Annotated in this window: 14 protein-coding genes; 8 read left to right on the forward strand and 6 right to left on the reverse strand. The window is 72.5% G+C overall.

The annotated features are described in order from the left end of the window. Positions 1 to 4 precede the first annotated feature (4 nt). Together AB0A94_RS27495 and AB0A94_RS27500 are read left to right on the forward strand one after the other, a co-directional pair. Positions 5 to 616, forward strand: coding sequence for a hypothetical protein (locus AB0A94_RS27495; protein WP_361748610.1), 612 nt, complete (start codon positions 5 to 7; stop codon positions 614 to 616). A gap of 148 nt (positions 617 to 764) precedes the next feature. Then, entirely contained in the window at positions 765 to 1,796 is a 1,032-nt protein-coding gene (locus AB0A94_RS27500) for a hypothetical protein (RefSeq protein WP_361748568.1), read from the forward strand. Between the two features lie 288 nt (positions 1,797 to 2,084). Here AB0A94_RS27500 and AB0A94_RS27505 read toward each other — a convergent pair whose 3' ends face one another. Next, positions 2,085 to 3,905, reverse strand: a complete 1,821-nt coding sequence (locus tag AB0A94_RS27505; protein WP_361748569.1) for a phosphoenolpyruvate carboxykinase (GTP) — start codon at positions 3,903 to 3,905, stop codon at positions 2,085 to 2,087. Positions 3,906 to 4,230: 325 nt separating this feature from the next. On the opposite strand from AB0A94_RS27505, the gene AB0A94_RS27510 reads away from it, so the two are divergent. The 3 genes from AB0A94_RS27510 (at position 4,231) to AB0A94_RS27520 (ending at position 6,563) form a co-directional block, all read left to right on the forward strand. Next, positions 4,231 to 4,944 carry a hemolysin III family protein gene (locus AB0A94_RS27510; protein WP_361748570.1) on the forward strand — a complete coding sequence of 238 codons (714 nt, stop codon included), beginning with the start codon at positions 4,231 to 4,233 and terminating at the stop codon, positions 4,942 to 4,944. 209 nt (positions 4,945 to 5,153) lie between these two features. Further along, positions 5,154 to 5,798, forward strand: a complete 645-nt coding sequence (locus AB0A94_RS27515; RefSeq protein WP_361748571.1) for a TetR family transcriptional regulator — start codon at positions 5,154 to 5,156, stop codon at positions 5,796 to 5,798. A gap of 33 nt (positions 5,799 to 5,831) precedes the next feature. Continuing rightward, on the forward strand, positions 5,832 to 6,563 hold the full coding sequence (locus tag AB0A94_RS27520) for a Mut7-C RNAse domain-containing protein (protein WP_361748572.1): 732 nt from the start codon (positions 5,832 to 5,834) through the stop codon (positions 6,561 to 6,563). A gap of 278 nt (positions 6,564 to 6,841) precedes the next feature. On the opposite strand, the gene AB0A94_RS27525 is transcribed toward AB0A94_RS27520, so the two are convergent. Next, entirely contained in the window at positions 6,842 to 8,875 is a 2,034-nt protein-coding gene (locus tag AB0A94_RS27525; RefSeq protein ID WP_361748573.1) for a thioredoxin domain-containing protein, read from the reverse strand. Positions 8,876 to 9,112: 237 nt separating this feature from the next. On the opposite strand from AB0A94_RS27525, the gene AB0A94_RS27530 reads away from it, so the two are divergent. Next, complete coding sequence (locus AB0A94_RS27530; RefSeq protein ID WP_361748574.1) at positions 9,113 to 12,313, forward strand: tetratricopeptide repeat protein; 3,201 nt, start codon at positions 9,113 to 9,115, stop codon at positions 12,311 to 12,313. Between the two features lie 196 nt (positions 12,314 to 12,509). Here the strand turns inward: AB0A94_RS27530 and AB0A94_RS27535 are convergent, their stop codons facing one another. Both AB0A94_RS27535 and mca read right to left on the reverse strand, forming a co-directional pair. Further along, the gene (locus AB0A94_RS27535) at positions 12,510 to 12,746 is read right to left on the reverse strand and encodes a hypothetical protein (RefSeq protein ID WP_361748575.1); all 237 of its coding nucleotides are present in this window, start codon (positions 12,744 to 12,746) and stop codon (positions 12,510 to 12,512) included. Further along, entirely contained in the window at positions 12,739 to 13,620 is an 882-nt protein-coding gene (mca, locus tag AB0A94_RS27540) for a mycothiol conjugate amidase Mca (protein WP_361748576.1), read from the reverse strand. The genes AB0A94_RS27535 and mca overlap by 8 nt, the downstream gene beginning before the upstream one ends. A 148-nt stretch (positions 13,621 to 13,768) precedes the next feature. Here mca and AB0A94_RS27545 point away from each other — a divergent pair, with 148 nt between their 5' ends. Together AB0A94_RS27545 and greA are read left to right on the forward strand one after the other, a co-directional pair. Beyond that, positions 13,769 to 14,167 (forward strand): DUF4307 domain-containing protein, encoded by a 399-nt coding sequence (locus AB0A94_RS27545; protein ID WP_361748577.1) that lies wholly within the window; start codon positions 13,769 to 13,771, stop codon positions 14,165 to 14,167. A 167-nt stretch (positions 14,168 to 14,334) separates the two neighbouring features. Next, the gene (gene greA, locus AB0A94_RS27550; RefSeq protein WP_361748578.1) at positions 14,335 to 14,832 is read left to right on the forward strand and encodes a transcription elongation factor GreA; all 498 of its coding nucleotides are present in this window, start codon (positions 14,335 to 14,337) and stop codon (positions 14,830 to 14,832) included. Between the two features lie 57 nt (positions 14,833 to 14,889). On the opposite strand, the gene AB0A94_RS27555 is transcribed toward greA, so the two are convergent. Continuing rightward, the gene (locus tag AB0A94_RS27555; RefSeq protein ID WP_361748579.1) at positions 14,890 to 15,747 is read right to left on the reverse strand and encodes an ABC transporter permease; all 858 of its coding nucleotides are present in this window, start codon (positions 15,745 to 15,747) and stop codon (positions 14,890 to 14,892) included. Next, complete coding sequence (locus tag AB0A94_RS27560) at positions 15,744 to 16,739, reverse strand: ATP-binding cassette domain-containing protein (protein ID WP_361748580.1); 996 nt, start codon at positions 16,737 to 16,739, stop codon at positions 15,744 to 15,746. Before AB0A94_RS27560 ends, AB0A94_RS27555 begins: the two co-directional genes overlap by 4 nt. Positions 16,740 to 16,797 lie beyond the last annotated feature (58 nt).

Raw genomic sequence — 16,797 nt, forward strand, 5'->3', positions numbered from 1 at the left:
GGCGATGGCGTACCTGGAGTCCCGCAAGAACCTGACCGGGGGCGTGGGCGGGCTGGCGGGGCTGGTGCTGACGTTCACGGGCGTGGCGGGTCCGTACTGGCCGGTCGTGGTGGTGGGGCTGTACGGGGCCGGGGCGCTGATCGCCCCGCCCGAGCGGCCCGCGCCGCCCGGGTTCCCCGACCCGTCCGCGCAGCTGGACGAGGTGCGGGCGGACTTCGAACGGCTGCGGGACTACCTCGCGGACGTCGATCTGCCGCCCACCGCGCGGGACCGGCTCACCGGACTGACGGAGCTGCTGGCCGCGTTGCTGGATCCCGGGTGGGTGGCCGAGATCATCGCCCAGGACCCGGAGGCCGTCCACACGCTGTCGCGAGCCGTGCGGCAGGACGTGCCGGAGGCCGTCGACGCCTACGTCCGCACCCGCTGGTGGACGCGGCTGACGCCCGGGCAGATGCCTCCGGAGCAGCATCTGGTGCGTCAGCTGGAGCTGCTGCACGCGGAGGCGGAGCGGCTGGCGCAGGCCCTGCGGGAGACGGAGGCGCGGCGGCAGGAGTCGCACACGCGGTACCTGGAGGACCGGGGGCCGGCCGGGGAGGGCGGACTCGGCAGGCCGTGACGTCCGGCCGGACACTTGGACACCCGGCACCCGTGCACCCGTGCACCTGCGCACTCGCGCAACCGCACACCCGCGCAACCGAACGACCGTCCGAACCGTCACCCCTTGATGACCGACGGGACCCAGGGCACGAGGCGGGAGCGCAGTGGTGGCGAGGAGACGGCTGAGGATCGGGATCGCCGCCGGGGCGGCCCTGCTGGCGGCCGGCGGCTCCGCGGTGGCGGTCGCGGGCGGCGACGGCCGCCGGGTGCTGCCCCGGGCCTCGTGGGACCCGCTCCGCGGCTCGGCCGCCGCGGAGGAGTGGGTCGCCCACGGTGACCACGCCGCCGTCATCCGCGTGACGCGGGAGACGGCGGGCGACCCGGATCCGAAGGACGGTGACTACGTTCCCCGGACGGTCACGGCGGCCGTGACCGAGGTCGTCTGGTCGAGGCCGGGGGCGCCCCGGCTGTCCGGGGAGATCACCCTGCGGGCGCACGGCTGGTACTCCACCCTCTGGGGCGGCCGGGAGGAGGCCGCACGCGAGGGAGCGCCGCGCCTGGAGCCCGGCCACACGTACGTCGTCGGGCTCACCCGGCTGACGAAGGGGGTGGAACTGATCGGTGACGACGCGGTTCTGCCCTACGACGCCGGGACCTTCGGCCGGGGAGAACTGGAGGGCCGCGCCGTCGGCCGCGACGCGTACTACCGCTCCCTGCGGGGCATGCCCAAGGACTCGGTCGCCCGGTTCGCCGTCGGCGAGACGTACAACCCCAGGACCCTGGACGACGTCCGGCGGCTGCTGGAGGGCACCTCACCGCTGAACCTCTACCGGCAGACGGCGCTGAACCGCCTCCCCACGGACGTGAACGTGGACCGTGAGCCGGACGACCCCGCGGACGAGGGCGCGGGCGACCTCCCCGGACGGATCCGCGGCGGCGCCTCCGCGCTCGACGCCGGGACCGACTACTTCCTGTCGGTCTCCTGCTCCGGGCGCGGCAAGGAGTTCACGGTGCGGCTCACCGTCGACGGGGCGACCACCACGCACCGGCGGCCCTGCAACACGAGCGGCGAGTTGGTGACCGTCGAGCGGCCGCGCGGCGAGGTGACGTACGAGATCTCCGCCGCGGAACCCGACGTCGGCGCCGTCGCGTGGAACCTGGTGGAGGGCCCGGGTACCGGCGGTGGCCGGGACCGGTGACGGTCCGGGGTTCCGCGCCGCGCCGTCGCTGCCGCCGCTGCCCCGTCGCTGCCGCCGTCGGCCGCCGCTGCCGCCGCGCGGGTGCCGCCGTCACCGGAAGGCGGGTTCGGGCCTGCCGCCGCCGTGCCCGTCGGGGCGGACGGGGACGGCGCGTGGCGGCAGGCCCGAACCCCGCACGCCGTTGTGCGGGGCCCCGCCGGTGTGTTCCGCGGCCGGTCGTGGCGTGACGATCGCTGGTCAGGGCATCCTCAAACCGAGTAGCGACCGGCCGCGGAGTCTGTGCGGGCCTCAGCCCAGGCGCTTCACCAGCGCGTGGTACTGGTCCCACAGTTCCTTGGGCGTGTGGTCGCCAAAGGTGTTGAGGTGCTCGGGGACCAGGGCGGCCTCCTCGCGCCACACGTCCTTGTCGACGGTGAGCAGGAAGTCCAGGTCGGCCTCGGAGAGGTCCAGTCCCTCGGTGTCCAGCGCGCCCTTGGCCGGCAGCACGCCGATCGGGGTCTCGACGCCCTCCGCCTTGCCCTCCAGGCGCTCCACGATCCACTTCAGGACGCGGGAGTTCTCACCGAAGCCGGGCCAGACGAACCGGCCCCCGTCGTCCTTGCGGAACCAGTTGACGTAGTAGATCCTCGGCAGCTTCGACTGGTCCTTGTCCTTGGCCACGTCGATCCAGTGGGCCATGTAGTCGCCCATGTTGTAGCCGCAGAACGGCAGCATGGCGAACGGGTCGCGGCGCAGCTCGCCGACCTTGCCCTCGGCGGCGGCGGTCTTCTCGGAGGCCACGTTGGCGCCGAGGAAGACGCCGTGGTTCCAGTCGAAGGACTCCGTCACCAGCGGTACGGCGCTGGCGCGGCGCCCGCCGAAGAGGATCGCCGAGATCGGCACGCCCTTGGGGTCCTCCCACTCCGGCGCGATGATCGGGCACTGCGCGGCGGGGGTGGTGAAGCGGGCGTTGGGGTGGGCGGCGGGCGTGCCGGACTCGGGGGTCCAGTCGTTGCCCTTCCAGTCCGTGAGGTGGGCCGGGGTCTCCTCGGTCATGCCCTCCCACCACACGTCGTTGTCGTCGGTGAGGGCGACGTTGGTGAAGACGGAGTTGCCCCAGAGGGTCTTCATGGCGTTGGCGTTGGTGTGCTCGCCGGTGCCGGGGGCGACGCCGAAGAAGCCGGCCTCGGGGTTGATGGCGTACAGGCGGCCGTCCTCGCCGAAGCGCATCCAGGCGATGTCGTCGCCGATCGTCTCGACCGTCCAGCCGGAGATCGTGGGCTCCAGCATGGCGAGGTTGGTCTTGCCGCAGGCGGACGGGAAGGCGGCGGCGACGTACTTCGACTCACCGGTGGGCGGGGTGAGCTTGAGGATGAGCATGTGCTCGGCCAGCCAGCCCTCGTCGCGGGCCATGACGGAGGCGATGCGCAGGGCGTAGCACTTCTTGCCGAGCAGGGCGTTGCCGCCGTAGCCGGAGCCGTAGGACCAGATCTCGCGGTCCTCGGGGAAGTGGGAGATGTACTTGGTGCTGTTGCAGGGCCAGGGGACGTCCTCCTGGCCGGGCTCCAGCGGGGCGCCGACCGAGTGCACGGCCTTGACGAAGAAGCCGTCGGAGCCGAGCTCGTCCAGGACCGGGCGGCCCATCCGGGTCATGGTGCGCATGGAGACGGCGACGTACGCGGAGTCGGTGATCTCGACGCCGATGGCGGACAGCGGCGAGCCGAGGGGGCCCATGCAGAAGGGCACGACGTACATGGTGCGGCCCTTCATCGAGCCGCGGAAGACGCCCTGCTCGCCCTGGAAGACCTCCCGCATCTCGGCGGGGGCCTTCCAGTGGTTGGTCGGGCCGGCGTCCTCCTCCTTCTCGGAGCAGATGAAGGTCCGGTCCTCGACGCGGGCGACGTCGGTGGGGTCGGAGGCCGCGTAGTAGGAGTTGGGGCGCTTGATCGGGTCGAGTTTGCGGAAGGTGCCCTTGGCGACGAGCTCCTCGCACAGGCGTTCGTACTCAGCCTCCGAGCCGTCGCACCAGACCACCCGGTCCGGCTGCGTCAGGTCTGCGATCTCGTTGACCCAGGAGATCAGTCCCTGGTGGGTGGTGGGGACGCTGGGAGCCGCGATGTCGCGCGCCACGATTGCTCCTAAATGAGGGTTTTTGTTTGGGAGGCCCCGTGGGGGCTGCGACCCGGATGCTGCACGGTGGTGCGCTGCGCGCTCATCCGGTGTCGACCGCACTCATTTGATCATCCGACGAGAGCGCCCATCTGTCCAGAGGGCCGCACAGGTGAGCAACGTGACACTGGCCACGGTTTTTCGTGGGCTTTTACGCGCACGTTGGGTACAGCTGACGATTTCTTTGCGTGACATCTCGGCGGAACGGCGTGAGATGATGGCCACGCGACGGACCGATCGGTCACCACCAGGCATAACTTACGGTTCCGTAGGTACGATGCGAGACATGACTGCGTTCGCCCCCGACGCGCCCACGGACCCGCCGGCCGACGGCCGCGGTCCGGTGGCGACTTCCCTCCCGCATCCGGTCAAGCCCAAGCTCCGCGGCTGGCTGCACCTGGGCATGTTCCCCGCCGCCCTGGTCGCCGGACTGGTGCTGACCGCCTTCGCCGACTCGAGCCGGGCACGCCTCGCCTGCGCGGTCTACGCCCTGACCGCCTGCCTGCTGTTCGGCGTGAGCGCGCTCTACCACCGGGGCGACTGGAGCCCCCGCATGGACGGGGTGCTGCGCCGCCTCGACCACGCCAACATCTTCCTGATCATCGCGGGCACCTACACCCCGCTGACCATCCTGCTGCTGCCGCACTCCAAGGGGCGGTGGCTGCTGTGGGGCATCTGGGCGGCGGCGGCCGCCGGGATCGTCTTCCGGGTCTTCTGGGTCGGCGCGCCGCGCTGGCTCTACACGCCCTGCTACATCGCGATGGGCTGGGCGGCCGTCTTCTTCCTGCCGGACTTCATGCGCACGGGCGGCGTCGCCGTGCTCGTCCTGGTGGTCGTCGGCGGGCTGCTCTACAGCGCGGGCGGAGTGATCTACGGCCTCAAGAAGCCCAACCCGTCACCGCGCTGGTTCGGCTTCCACGAGGTCTTCCACTCCCTCACCCTGGCCGCCTTCATCGCCCACTACGTCGGCATCTCCCTGGTGGCCTACCAGCACGGGTGACGGCTCCCAGGACTCCCCGAACGGCCCCGGCTCGACGAGCCGGGGCCGTTTCCGTACGCCCGGAATGCCGCACGATCCATCGATTGACATGGAGCACGATTTGAAAGTCACTTTCACCTGACTGTTACTGTCACTCAATCGAGCGACGTGCGTCCCGCCCCCGCCGGCACCGCACCGGCCGTGGCCCCGCCCCCGGCGGATGTCCGACAATGATCCGCATGACGGCCGCACGCTCCCCCCGCTCCCCCGCCGACCGCCCGCAGCCGGGCCTGCGGGAACGGAAGAAGATCAAGACCCGCGAGGCGATCCGCACCGCGGCCTACGGGCTGATCCGGGAACAGGGATACGACGCCACGACGATCGAGCAGATCGCCGACCGCGCCGAGGTGTCGCCGTCGACCGTCTTCCGCTACTTCCCGGCCAAGGAGGACATCGTCCTCACGGACGAGTACGACGCGGTCGTCATGGAGGAGTTCTCGGCCCGGCCCGCCGACGAGCCGTGGGCGGTCTCCCTGCGGCACGTCATGCGCAAGGCCGTCGCGCTCGGGGCCGGCGAGGAGCGCGAGGTGACTTTGCTGCGGACGCAGCTGATGGCCGAGGTCCCCGCGGTGCGCTCGCGGATGCTGGAGAGCATGTCGGTCATCGGCCGCATGCTCGCCCGGGCCATCGCCGGGCGCACCGGCCTCGACCCCGACGGCCTGGAGATCCGGGTCCTGTCGATGTCGCTGGTCGGCGGCCTGATGGAGACCTCCCGGTACTGGGCCGAGCACGGCCACCGCGACGACCTGGCCGACCTGGTCGACCGCGCCCTGGACGTCCTCGAGAACGGTCTGTCCGCCGCCGGGAAAACCTGAGGCCGCACCCCCGCGCCATGGCATCCTGACCGGGTGAACGGTCCCGAGATCCACGTCGCGTTCGACCCCGAACTGCTGCTCTTCGTGCCCCGGGCGCGGCCCACCGGCACCACGAGGGCCGCCACCGACGGTGTCTCCAGCCTCGGCCACGTCGTCGAGTCCCTCGGAGTCCCGCTGACCGAGGTCGGCGCGCTGCTCGTGGACGGCCGCGAGGTGCCGGCCGGCCACGTGCCGGCCGCGGGCGAGTCGGTGACGGTGCGGGCCGTCGAACACCCCCAGCGGGTGCCGGGCGCTCCCCTGCGCTTCCTGCTCGACGTGCACCTCGGCACGCTGGCGCGCCGGCTGCGGCTGCTGGGCGTGGACACGGCGTACGAGTCGACGGACATCGGCGATCCGGCGCTGGCCGCGCGGTCGGCGGCGGAGCGGCGGGTGATGCTCAGCCGGGACCGGGGGCTGCTGCGGCGGCGGGAGCTGTGGGCCGGGGCGTTCGTGTACAGCACCCGGCCCGAGGAGCAACTCACGTACGTACTGGACCGGTTCCGGCCGGAGCTGCGGCCGTGGAGCCGGTGCACCGCCTGCAACGGGCTGCTGCGACAGGTCACCAAGGACGAGGTCGCCGACCAGTTGCGGGGCGGGACGCACCGCACGTACGACGTGTTCGCGCAGTGCGCGGAGTGCGGCCGCGCGTACTGGAAGGGCGCGCACCACGAGCAGCTGGTCGCGATCGTGGAACGGGCGGTCGCCTCACGGCCGGAGCGGGGCTGACGCGGTAACGCCGCGGAGAACCGCGGGCCCGCGGCGGAGAGCCGCAGGCCCGCCGCAGGAAACCGCAGGCCCGCCGCGGAGAGCCGCGGGCCCGCCGCGGGAAACCGCAGGCCCGGCATGGCTGGTCGCGCCCGCGCGGCGGAGCCGCGTACCGGTACGGCCCCGCGCCCCCGCAGGAGTGCTCGGCGCACCGTCGGACCGTTCTTGTCCTGCACAGGCCGGGCCGTCGCGGTCATCGTCCGGGTGCGGCGGAGCCGCGTACCGGTACGGCCGCCGGTTCAGCCGCCCAGCGCCACCCGCAGCCGGTCGGCATCGGTCGTCGGCGCGTCACAGGTGAAGTTGCGGCAGACGTAGGCGGCCGGTTCGCCCTGGACCAGCGGGCGGTCGGCGAGCAGCGGGAACTCGTCGCTCCCCGGCGCCCCGACGGCGACCACCGCGCCGGGCGCGGAACCCAGGAGCGCCGTGCGGTGCAGGGCGGTCGTGGCCGGGTCGTCGAGCGCCGGACCGACCACCGCGACCTCCCGCGGCCCGTCCAGTACGGCCTCGGCGACCGCGAGCCCCCACCCGATGAACCGCGGGACCCGCGGGCCGAGCGCCTTCACCACGCCCAGCGCCCGTTCGGCGGCGGTGCGGTGCGGCTCGGAACCGGTGTGCGCGGCATAGCCCAGCAGGGCGCCCGCGGCGGCGGTCCAGCCGGACGGGGCGGCGTTGTCGGTCGGGTCCTGCGGCCGCCGGATGAGCCGCTCCGCGTCGGACGCCGTGTCGTACAGGGCGCCCGACTCCGGGTCGGCGAAGCGGGCGAGCACATGGTCGAGCAGCAGTCCGGCGAACTCCAGCCACACCCCCTCCCCCGTCACCGACGCCAGCGCCAGGAAGCCCTCGGCGACATCGGCGTAGTCCTCCAGCACCCCCGCGTTGGCGCCCACCCGGCCGTCCTTGCTGGTGCGGGCGATCCGGGCCCGGTCGTCCAGGTGCAGCCGGACCAGCAGGTCACCGGCGGCGACGGCGGCCTCCGTCAGGTCCGGCCGGCCGAAGTAGGCGCCGGTCTCCGCGAGCGCGGCGATCGCCAGCCCGTTCCAGGCGGCGACCACCTTGTCGTCCCGGCCGGGCGCGGGCCGCGCGGAACGCGCCGCGAGCAGCCGCTCCCTGATGCCGCCGATCCGCCCGGCGTCGAACACCTCGTCCCGCTGCGGGAGTTGCAGCACCGAGGCGCCCTCCTCGAAGGTGCCCTCCACGGTCACCCCGAAGTACCGCGCGGCGAGCTCCGCGTCCTCCTCCCCGAGGACCTCGCGCAGCTGCGCGGGCGTCCAGACGTAGTACGCGCCCTCGACATGGCGCCCCGTCCCGTCGTCGCTGTCGGCGTCCAGCGCGGACGCGAACCCGCCCTCGGGCGTGCGCAGTTCGCGCACCATGAAGTCGGCGGTCTCCAGCGCCACCCGGCGGGCGAGCTCCGAGCCGGTGGTCCGCCACAGGTGGGCGTAGGCCCGGCACAGCAGCGCGTTGTCGTAGAGCATCTTCTCGAAGTGCGGCACCACCCAGTCCCGGTCGACGGAGTAGCGCGCGAAGCCGCCGCCGAGCTGGTCGTAGATCCCGCCGCGCGCCATGCGCTCACAGGTGTCCTGCGCCATCTGCAGCGCGCCCTCGGCGCCGGTGCGGGCGTGGTGGCGCAGCAGGAACTCGATCACCATGGACGGCGGGAACTTCGGCGCCCCGCCGAACCCGCCGCGCTGCGGGTCGTACTCGCGGGTCAGCCCGAGCAGCGCCTGCGCGAGCTCCTGCTCGCCGGGCAGCCGGTCGTCGCCGTAGGACAGCTCCCGCCCCGCCAGGTCCCGGGTGATCTTCCCCGCCACCTCGTCGACCTCGCCGCGCCGCTCGGCCCACGCCTGGTGGACGCCCTGGAGCACCTGCCGGAAGGACGGCATGCCGTGCCGGGGGGCGGGCGGGAAGTACGTGCCGAAGTAGAACGGCTCGGCGTCCGGGGTGAGGAACACGGTCATGGGCCAGCCGCCCTGCCCGGTCGCCGCCTGCACCGCCTCCATGTAGACGGCGTCCACGTCCGGGCGCTCCTCGCGGTCCACCTTGATGCTGACGAAGTGCGCGTTCATGTCGTCGGCGGTGGCCTGGTCCTCGAAGGACTCGTGCGCCATCACATGGCACCAGTGGCAGCTCGAGTAGCCGACGCTCAGCAGCACCGGCACATCGCGCCGCCGCGCCTCGGCGAAGGCCTCCTCGGACCAGGACCACCAGTCGACGGGGTTGTCGGCGTGCTGGAGGAGATAGGGGGACGTGGCCTGCGCAAGTCGGTTCGCCATGCCCCCATCCTCGCGCACCCGGCGGCGCCTCGCGTGTCCTCCCGGTCCGCCCCGCCGCCGCGGGCGGATCCGCTGCGGCGGCCGTCCGCCTCCGCACGACGGGCGGGGAGCCGCCGGCCGCCCCTCGACCGTTCCTTCGTCACCGGCCCGCAACCGTTGATCGTCGCCCCCTCGCGCTGACGCCCCGTCCGGAGCACACTCGTGGGCGAAGGAGTCGCCGCCGGAGGGGGACATGTCATGCGGGACAGTCAACGGGCGGACGCCGAGCGGCTGTTGGCGCGGGCCGTGGAGGAGGAGGTGCGCAGATCGGGCGGGCGCACCGACGGCAGGGTGCTGCTCGCGCGGGCGCGCGGGGCACTGGACGCGATGGTGCGGACGTCGGCCGAGGAGTACGAGGCGTACACGCGCGCCCTGGACGAGGCGGAGGCCGGGCAGCTCACCTTCCGGCAGCGCTACGCCCGCGAGGGCGCCGGGACCCCGCTGCTGGTGGCCGGCGTGGCGGGGGTCGCGGCCGTGGTCGCCGACATGGCGCTGGGGACGGGCACCGGGACGGCGCTGGGCGCGGGCGTGGCCGTCGGGGTCGTCGGCGCGGCGGCGACGGTGGTGAAGGTGGCGGGCGCGCACGTGCCCGCCGCGCACCACCGGGCCGGTGCGGTGAGCCAGCCGGGCGGGCCGGAACAGCTGCGGCTGCAGTGGCTGACGGCGCTGGAGGTGCGGGGGATCCGGCCGTTCCTGGACCAGCAGCGGGTGCTGGCCGCGTCCACCGGGCCGCAGCAGGCGGGGCCCCGGCTGCGCGGCACGGACAAGAGCGCGGCGGCCCGCGGGCGGAGCGTGCTGGAGCAGTCGTTCGGGCAACTGCCGGAGCCGCTGGGGTTGTTCGCGGGGCGGCGGCAGGAGATGGCGCGGATCCGGCAGTGGGTGCGGGCGGCCCGCGCGACCACGGAGACCCGGCCGACGGTGGTCGTGCTGCACGGGGCGCCCGGCAGCGGCCGTACGACGCTCGCGGTGCGCGCCGCGCACGACCTGAAGGACCACTTCCGCGGGGCCTGCGTCGTCGACCTGCGCGGCGACGGCCCGGGAGAGCCCCCGCTGTCCACCCGGGACGCGCTGCTGCACCTGCTGAACCGGCTCGGGGCCCCGCGCGAGCAGCTGCTGTTCCGCGAGCGGTCCTCCCCCGACCAGCAGCTCAAGCGGCTGAGCGAGCTGTACCACCAGCATCTGACCGGGATGCCGGTCACGATCGTCCTGGACGACGCCTCCGACCCGCAGCAGGTCCGCACGCTGATCCCGGAACGGTCCGACAGCCTCGTCCTCGTCACCTCCCGCGCGCCGCTCGGGCTGCCGGACGACCTGCCGGCCCGGGTGTACCAGCTGCCGGTGGAGCCGCTGGACCCCGCGGGCGCGGAGGAGCTGCTGGCGGCCGCCGCGCAGGACTCCTCGGGGCCCTACGACGCCGAGTCCACCGAGCGGGTGCGGGAGCTGTGCGGAGGGCTGCCGCTGGCGCTGCGGGCCGCCGGCGCGGCCCTCGGTCCGCGCTCGCCCCTCGCGCTCGCCACCGACCTGGCCGCCTACGGGCCCGTCGAGCCGGTCGAGCGCGCCCTGTGGCTGCGCTACACCGACCAGCCGGAGACCCTGCGGCGGCTGCTGCGGCGGCTGGCGCTGGCCGGCCGGGCCTCGCTGGGCGCCGCCGCGGCCGCGGCCCTCCTCGCCACCGACGAGGCGGAGGCGACCCGGCACCTGGTCGCCCTGAACCGCGCCGGCCTGATCGACCGCGTCCGGCACAGCCGCTACCGGCTGCACGACCTCGTCCGCGCCTTCGCCCTCGCCCGCCTCCTCGACGAGGAGGACCCCGCCGAGCGCACCGCGGCGCAGGAACGGCTGATCGTGAACTACGCCGAGCTGGCCGACTCGGTACTGCGGCTGGTCGACGGCAACATGTCGACCCGCTCGGACCGCTTCGGCCCGTACGGCTTCACCTCGCTGGACGAGGCGCTGCGCTGGCTGGACGACGAGTCGAGCTTCATCACGGCGGCGCTGCGGCACGCGGAGGGCGTCGACCGGCGGGCGGTGCTGAACCTGCTCGGCGCGCTGTGCGACTACTGCCTGCTGCGCGGCGACCTGTACCGGCTGGGTGAGATCAACGAGCTGGCGCAGGCCGTGGACGAGGGGCTGCTGGTGCGCTCGGTGCAGTGGCGCACGGGCATCGCGGCACGGCAGCTGGGCGAGCTGGACACGGCGCGGACCACGCTGACGTCGGTGGTGGACCTCTACCGGGAGTCGCAGCACGACGCGGGCGCGGCGCGGGCGCTGACCTCGCTCGGGATCACGCTGCACCACCAGGGCAACCTGACGGAGGCGTCGGCGAGACTGCGGGAGGCGCTGGATCTGCAGGCCGCGCCCGAGCTGGCCACGGACCGCGCCTGGACGATGCACGCGCTGGCGGCGGTCGAGCGGGACCGGGCCCGGCTGGCCGAGGCGCTGGACCTGCTGACCGAGTCGCTGGTGCTGCACCGCGCGGGCGAGTCCGTGCACGGGCAGGCGTGGGCGCACTTCCAGCTGGGCCAGCTGAACCTGCGCAGGGGCGACGTCCCGCACGCCGAGACCGAGCTGCGCACCGCCCTGGAGCTGTACGGCCGTACCCGCGACGCCCGCGGTGAGGCGTGGGCGCTGACCGAGCTGGCGCGGGCCCGGCTGGTCGACGGGGACGCCTCACCGGCGGTGGAGGACCTGCGCCGGGCCGCCGCCCGGCACCGGGACAACGAGGACGTGCGCGGTGAGGCGTGGACGCTGTACTACCTGGGCCAGGCGCTGGAGGAGACCGGCGACCTGGACCGGGCGGTGCGGGAGCTGGAACGCGCCCGCACGATGTTCTCCCGGATGCGGGACGTGTACGGCCTGGCCTGCGCCCGGCACCATTCGGCGCGGGTGACCCGCGACCAGCGGGCCGCCCGGACGGGGTCGCTGCGGAACTCCGGGTTCGCCCGGCAGCTCCTCGTGGACGCGCGCGCCGACTTCCAGCGCATCGGGGTGGCGCACGGCGAGGCGTGGACCTGCCTGGAGCTGGCGGTCGTCGACGCGGGCAACGCGCGCACCCAGCAGGCGCTGGCACTGTGCGACGAGGCGGTGTCCCTGTTCGTGTCGTACGGCGACCGGCGCGGCGAGGACTGGGCGCGCTTCCTGCGCTGCACGCTGCTGCCGTACGCGGCGCCGGGCGGCACGGAGGTCGGTACGGCGGTGGCGCAGGAGGAGCTGTCCCGGCTGGGCCGGGCCGGCCACGCCTCGCGCGACGGAAAACTGGCCGACTGCGTGGAGGCGTACCAGCTCCTCCTGGAGCGGGGCGTCAGCCTGGAGGCCGGCTGGCAGGCCTGGCACCTGGGCATGGTCCCGGGCCGCCACGCCCGGGAGGTGATGGGCGTACCGGTGAACGAGAAGGCGTAGGGCGCACTGGTCACCGGCCGGTGGTTGTGGGCAGTCGTTCCGCAGGGCGGAACGGGTGGGCACAACCACCCCGCAGCCGGCATCCGGCGTCGGTGCCGACCGGGGGGCGTCTGCGCGGCCCGGCGCTTGCGGGGTGCCGTCGCGCCCACCGTGCCGCCCCAGCGGCACGACTGCCCGCGGCTGTACCGGGCTGGGCTCAGCCCCGCTTCTCCGCGGCCCCCGCCTTCTCGCCCCCGGGCTCCTCGGCCTCGACGAAGTCGACGCGCCCCATGTGCCGGTTCATGGACTTCATCAGGGCCCACACCGCCAGAGCCATCACCGCGAACACGATGAACCCGAGGACACCGGGGGTCACCTTGTCCTCGTCGAGTTCCTTGGCCAGAGGCACCAGGTGGGTCATTGCCAGGCTTGCGCTTGCGCTCATGTCAGGCATTGTCCCGGATGCCCGCGAAGAGGTCGTCCTCGGGGAGGGACGTATCGACGAGCGACTTCGCGAGCTCGTACTCCTCCGTCGGCCAGACCTCCCGCTGGAGGTCCATCGGCACCCGGAACCAGCCCCCGTCGGGGTCGATCTGCGTCGCGTGCGCGATCAGCGCCTTGTCACGGACCTCGAAGAAGTCGGCGCACGGCACGTACGTGGTGAGCGTGCGCTCCTTGCGCTCGAACTCGCTCCAGCGCTTCAGCCAGTCCCCGTACGGCGACTCCAGGCCGCGGTCCAGCATCGCCTGGTGCAGCGCCTCGGTGCGGGGGCGGTTGAAGCCCTGGTTGTAGTACACCTTCAGCGGCTGGTACGCCGGGCCGTACTCGCCCTCCGGGTACTTCTCGGTGTCCGCCGCGCCCTCGAACGCCACCATCGTGATCTTGTGGGTCATGATGTGGTCGGGGTGCGGGTAGCCGCCGTTCTCGTCATAGGTGGTGATCACCTGGGGACGGAAGGAACGGATCTTCCGCACCAGCTCACCGGCCGCCTTGTCGACGTCCTCCAGGGCGAAGCAGCCCTCCGGCAGCGGCGGCAGCGGGTCGCCCTCGGGCAGCCCGGAGTCGACGAACCCGAGCCACTCCTGCTTCACGCCCAGGATCTCCCGGGCCTCGTCCATCTCCTTCCTGCGCACCTCGTGGATGTGCTCCTCGATGTAGGCGTCGCCCTGCAGTTTCGGGTTGAGGATGGAGCCGCGCTCCCCGCCCGTGCAGGTCACCACCAGCACGTCCACCCCCTCGGACACGTACTTCGCCATGGTGGCCGCGCCCTTGCTCGACTCGTCGTCGGGGTGGGCGTGCACGGCCATCAGTCGCAGCTGGTCAGTCAAGACTCAATCCTCAAGTCGGTCGGCGCCCTCAGTGCGGCGGCGCAGTAGCAGGCTTCTATAGTGACCGAATCGGGGGACGAATAATTCCGGGGTTTTACACTCCGGGGCCTGCCAGGGGACACGGTTCCCTCCTGCCGAGGAGACGATCATGAGTACGCCGAGCGCGCGGCTGCCCGAGGGCCGTTACGGCCGCTCCTCCGACCAGCAGGCCGACCGCACCCTCAAGGCCGTCGGCGCCGTGCTGGCGGTGCTGACGCTCGCGTTGATCGGCTGGTTCGGCTACCACCACGTCGTCCAGAACGAGATCAGCGCCGAGGTGATCGGTTTCGACACCGCCGAGGACTCGGTGAAGGTGCACCTGGAGGTGCACAAGGACGCGGGGACCGCCGGCTACTGCACGGTCCGCTCCCAGGCCGAGGACGGCGCCGAGGTGGGCCGCGCCGACTTCCGCTTCGACGAGGACGCCACGCGCGTCGACGAGGTCGTCACGCTCCGCACCACCTCCCGGGGCACCTCGGCCGAGCTCGTCGGCTGCCACACGGACTGACACCACGGGGAATACCCGGCCACTGACCTGCGCTGACATGAGTCCGGTGGCTTATGTCCTCCCCCTACGGGCACTCAATTGTTAGGCTCGTGGTTTCGCCCATCCCTGGAGGAACATCCTTCAGAGAGGGCGATGCTTTGTATTCCCAGCACCTACGAGGAGCACCTGTGACCCAGACCAGCGAGAACGTCACCTGGCTGACCCAGGAGGCGTACAACAAGCTCAAGGACGAGCTTGCGTACCTTACTGGTCCCGCGCGCACGGAGATCGCCGCCAAGATCGCCGCCGCGCGCGAGGAGGGCGACCTGCGGGAGAACGGCGGGTACCACGCGGCCAAGGAGGAGCAGGGCAAGCAGGAGCTCCGTGTGCGCCAGCTCACCCAGCTCCTCGAGAACGCCAAGGTCGGCGAGGCCCCGGCGGCCGACGGTGCCGTGGCGCCCGGCATGGTCGTGACCATCGCCTTCGACGGCGACGAGGACGACACGCTGACCTTCCTGCTCGCCTCGCGCGAGTACGCGAGCTCCGAGATCGAGACCTACTCGCCGCAGTCCCCGCTCGGCTCGGGCGTCATGGGCCACAAGGTCGGCGAGGACGCGGAGTACGAGCTGCCGAACGGCAAGAAGGCCTCGGTGAAGATCCTGGAGGCGAAGCCGTACACCGGCTGACCCGCCCCCGCGAGTCCCCGACGGGCCCCCGGCACCCCTGCGGTGCCGGGGGCTTCGTCATGCCGCCGCCGAGCGGTACTTGCGCACTGCCAGCGTGCGGAAGACCGCGATGATCAGCACGGACCAGATCAGCGACGCCCAGACCGGGTGCTGCATCGGCCATGCATCGGACTGCACGACGCCTGGGTTACCGAACAGCTCTCGACACGCCTGCACGGTCGCACTGAAGGGATTCCACTCGGCGATGTGCCGGAGCCAGGGGGTCATCTGGCTGGAGTCCACGAAGGCGTTCGAGATGAACGTCACCGGGAACAGCCAGATGATGCCGCCCGAGGTCGCCGCCTCCGGGGTCCGCACGGACAGGCCGATCAGCGCACCGATCCAGGTGAAGGCGTATCCAACCAGGAGGAGCAGTGCGAAGGCGCCCAGCACCTTGCCCGCGTCGGTCGGCTCAGCCGAGCCAGGTCGCCAGCCCACGATCAGCGCGACGATCGCGAGGACGAGCATCGTGATGCACGTTTGTGCCAGGTCCGCGACGGTCCGGCCGGTCAGGACCGCGCCCCGCGCCATCGGGAGCGAACGGAAGCGGTCCACCAGCCCCTTCTGCATGTCGTCGGCGATACCGGCGGCCGAGCCGGCCGTGGCGAAGGTGACGGTCTGCGCGAAGATCCCGGCCATCAGGAAGTTCTTGTAGACGTCCGGGTCGGTGGTCCCGCCGACGCTCATCGAGCCGCCGAAGACGTACGTGAAGAGGACGACGAACATAACAGGCTGAATGACCCCAAAAAGGAGCATCTCAGGAATCCTGGTCATACGGATTAGATTCCTGCGGGCGACGACCAGGGAGTCCCGGATCGACCGGCCGAGGGGGTTGCCGGGGGCCGTGCCCCGGACGGCGTCGGTGACGGCGCTCACTTCGCGGCCTCCTTGCTGTCCTCGTCCCCGGCCCCGGCCTCCGCGACATGGCCGGTGAGGGAGAGGAAGACGTCGTCGAGGGTGGGGCGGCGCAGACCGATGTCGTCGATCTCGATGCCTTCGGTGTCGAGGTCGCGGATGATCTCGGCGAGGAGTTTCGCGCCGCCGGAGACCGGTGTGGTGATCTTGCGCATGTGGTCCTCGACCGTCGTGTCGCCCTGGCCGGCGCCGCGCAGGCGGTACTTGTCGAGGAGGGCGGAGGCGGCCCGGATGTGCTCGCGCTCGTGCACCACGACCTCGACGCGCTCGCCGCCGGTGCGGGCCTTGAGCTGGTCGGAGGTGCCCTGGGCGATGACCCGGCCGTGGTCGACGACCGCGATGTCGTGGGCCAGGTGGTCGGCCTCCTCCAGGTACTGGGTGGTGAGCAGCAGCGTCGTACCGCCGGAGACCAGCTGTTTGATCACTTCCCACAGCTGCTGGCGGTTGCGCGGGTCGAGGCCGGTCGTCGGCTCGTCCATGAACATCACGGGCGGCGAGACGACCAGGGCGGCGGCGAGGTCGAGCCGGCGGCGCATGCCTCCGGAGTAGGTCTTGGCGGTGCGGTCGGCGGCGTCCGCGAGGTTGAACTGCTCCAGCAGTTCGTCCGCGCGGGCCTTCGCCGCCTTCGCCCTCATCTGGTAGAGCTGTCCGACCATCTGCAGGTTCTCGCGGCCGGTCAGATACTCGTCGACGGCGGCGAACTGGCCGGACAGGCCGATGGAGCGGCGTACGGCGTCGGGTTGTTTCAGCACGTCGAGGCCGGCGACGACCGCCCTGCCGCTGTCGGGCCGCAGCAGGGTGGTCAGGCAGCGGACGGTGGTGGTCTTGCCCGCTCCGTTCGGCCCGAGCAGGCCCAGGACGGTGCCCTCGGGGACATCGAGGTCGACGCCGTCCAGCGCCCTGACGTTCCCGAAGGTCTTCACTAAGCCTTCGGCATGGATGGCGCCTGGCATATGAGTCTCCACGTCGTTGTGATTCTTCGGAAAGCCTAGGTTTGCGCACTCCGGCGCG

The organism is Streptomyces sp. NPDC044984 (assembly GCF_040646935.1).
Lineage (GTDB): Bacteria > Actinomycetota > Actinomycetes > Streptomycetales > Streptomycetaceae > Streptomyces.

Coding starts and splice junctions, on each gene's coding strand:
- AB0A94_RS27525 (WP_361748573.1), bottom strand. CDS start 8,875: ATGGCGAACCGACTTGCGCAGGCCACGTCCCCCTATCTCCTCCAGCAC.
- AB0A94_RS27545 (WP_361748577.1), top strand. CDS start 13,769: ATGAGTACGCCGAGCGCGCGGCTGCCCGAGGGCCGTTACGGCCGCTCC.
- AB0A94_RS27495 (WP_361748610.1), top strand. CDS start 5: ATGGCGTACCTGGAGTCCCGCAAGAACCTGACCGGGGGCGTGGGCGGG.
- AB0A94_RS27535 (WP_361748575.1), bottom strand. CDS start 12,746: ATGCCTGACATGAGCGCAAGCGCAAGCCTGGCAATGACCCACCTGGTG.
- AB0A94_RS27560 (WP_361748580.1), bottom strand. CDS start 16,739: ATGCCAGGCGCCATCCATGCCGAAGGCTTAGTGAAGACCTTCGGGAAC.
- AB0A94_RS27530 (WP_361748574.1), top strand. CDS start 9,113: ATGCGGGACAGTCAACGGGCGGACGCCGAGCGGCTGTTGGCGCGGGCC.
- AB0A94_RS27515 (WP_361748571.1), top strand. CDS start 5,154: ATGATCCGCATGACGGCCGCACGCTCCCCCCGCTCCCCCGCCGACCGC.
- AB0A94_RS27510 (WP_361748570.1), top strand. CDS start 4,231: ATGACTGCGTTCGCCCCCGACGCGCCCACGGACCCGCCGGCCGACGGC.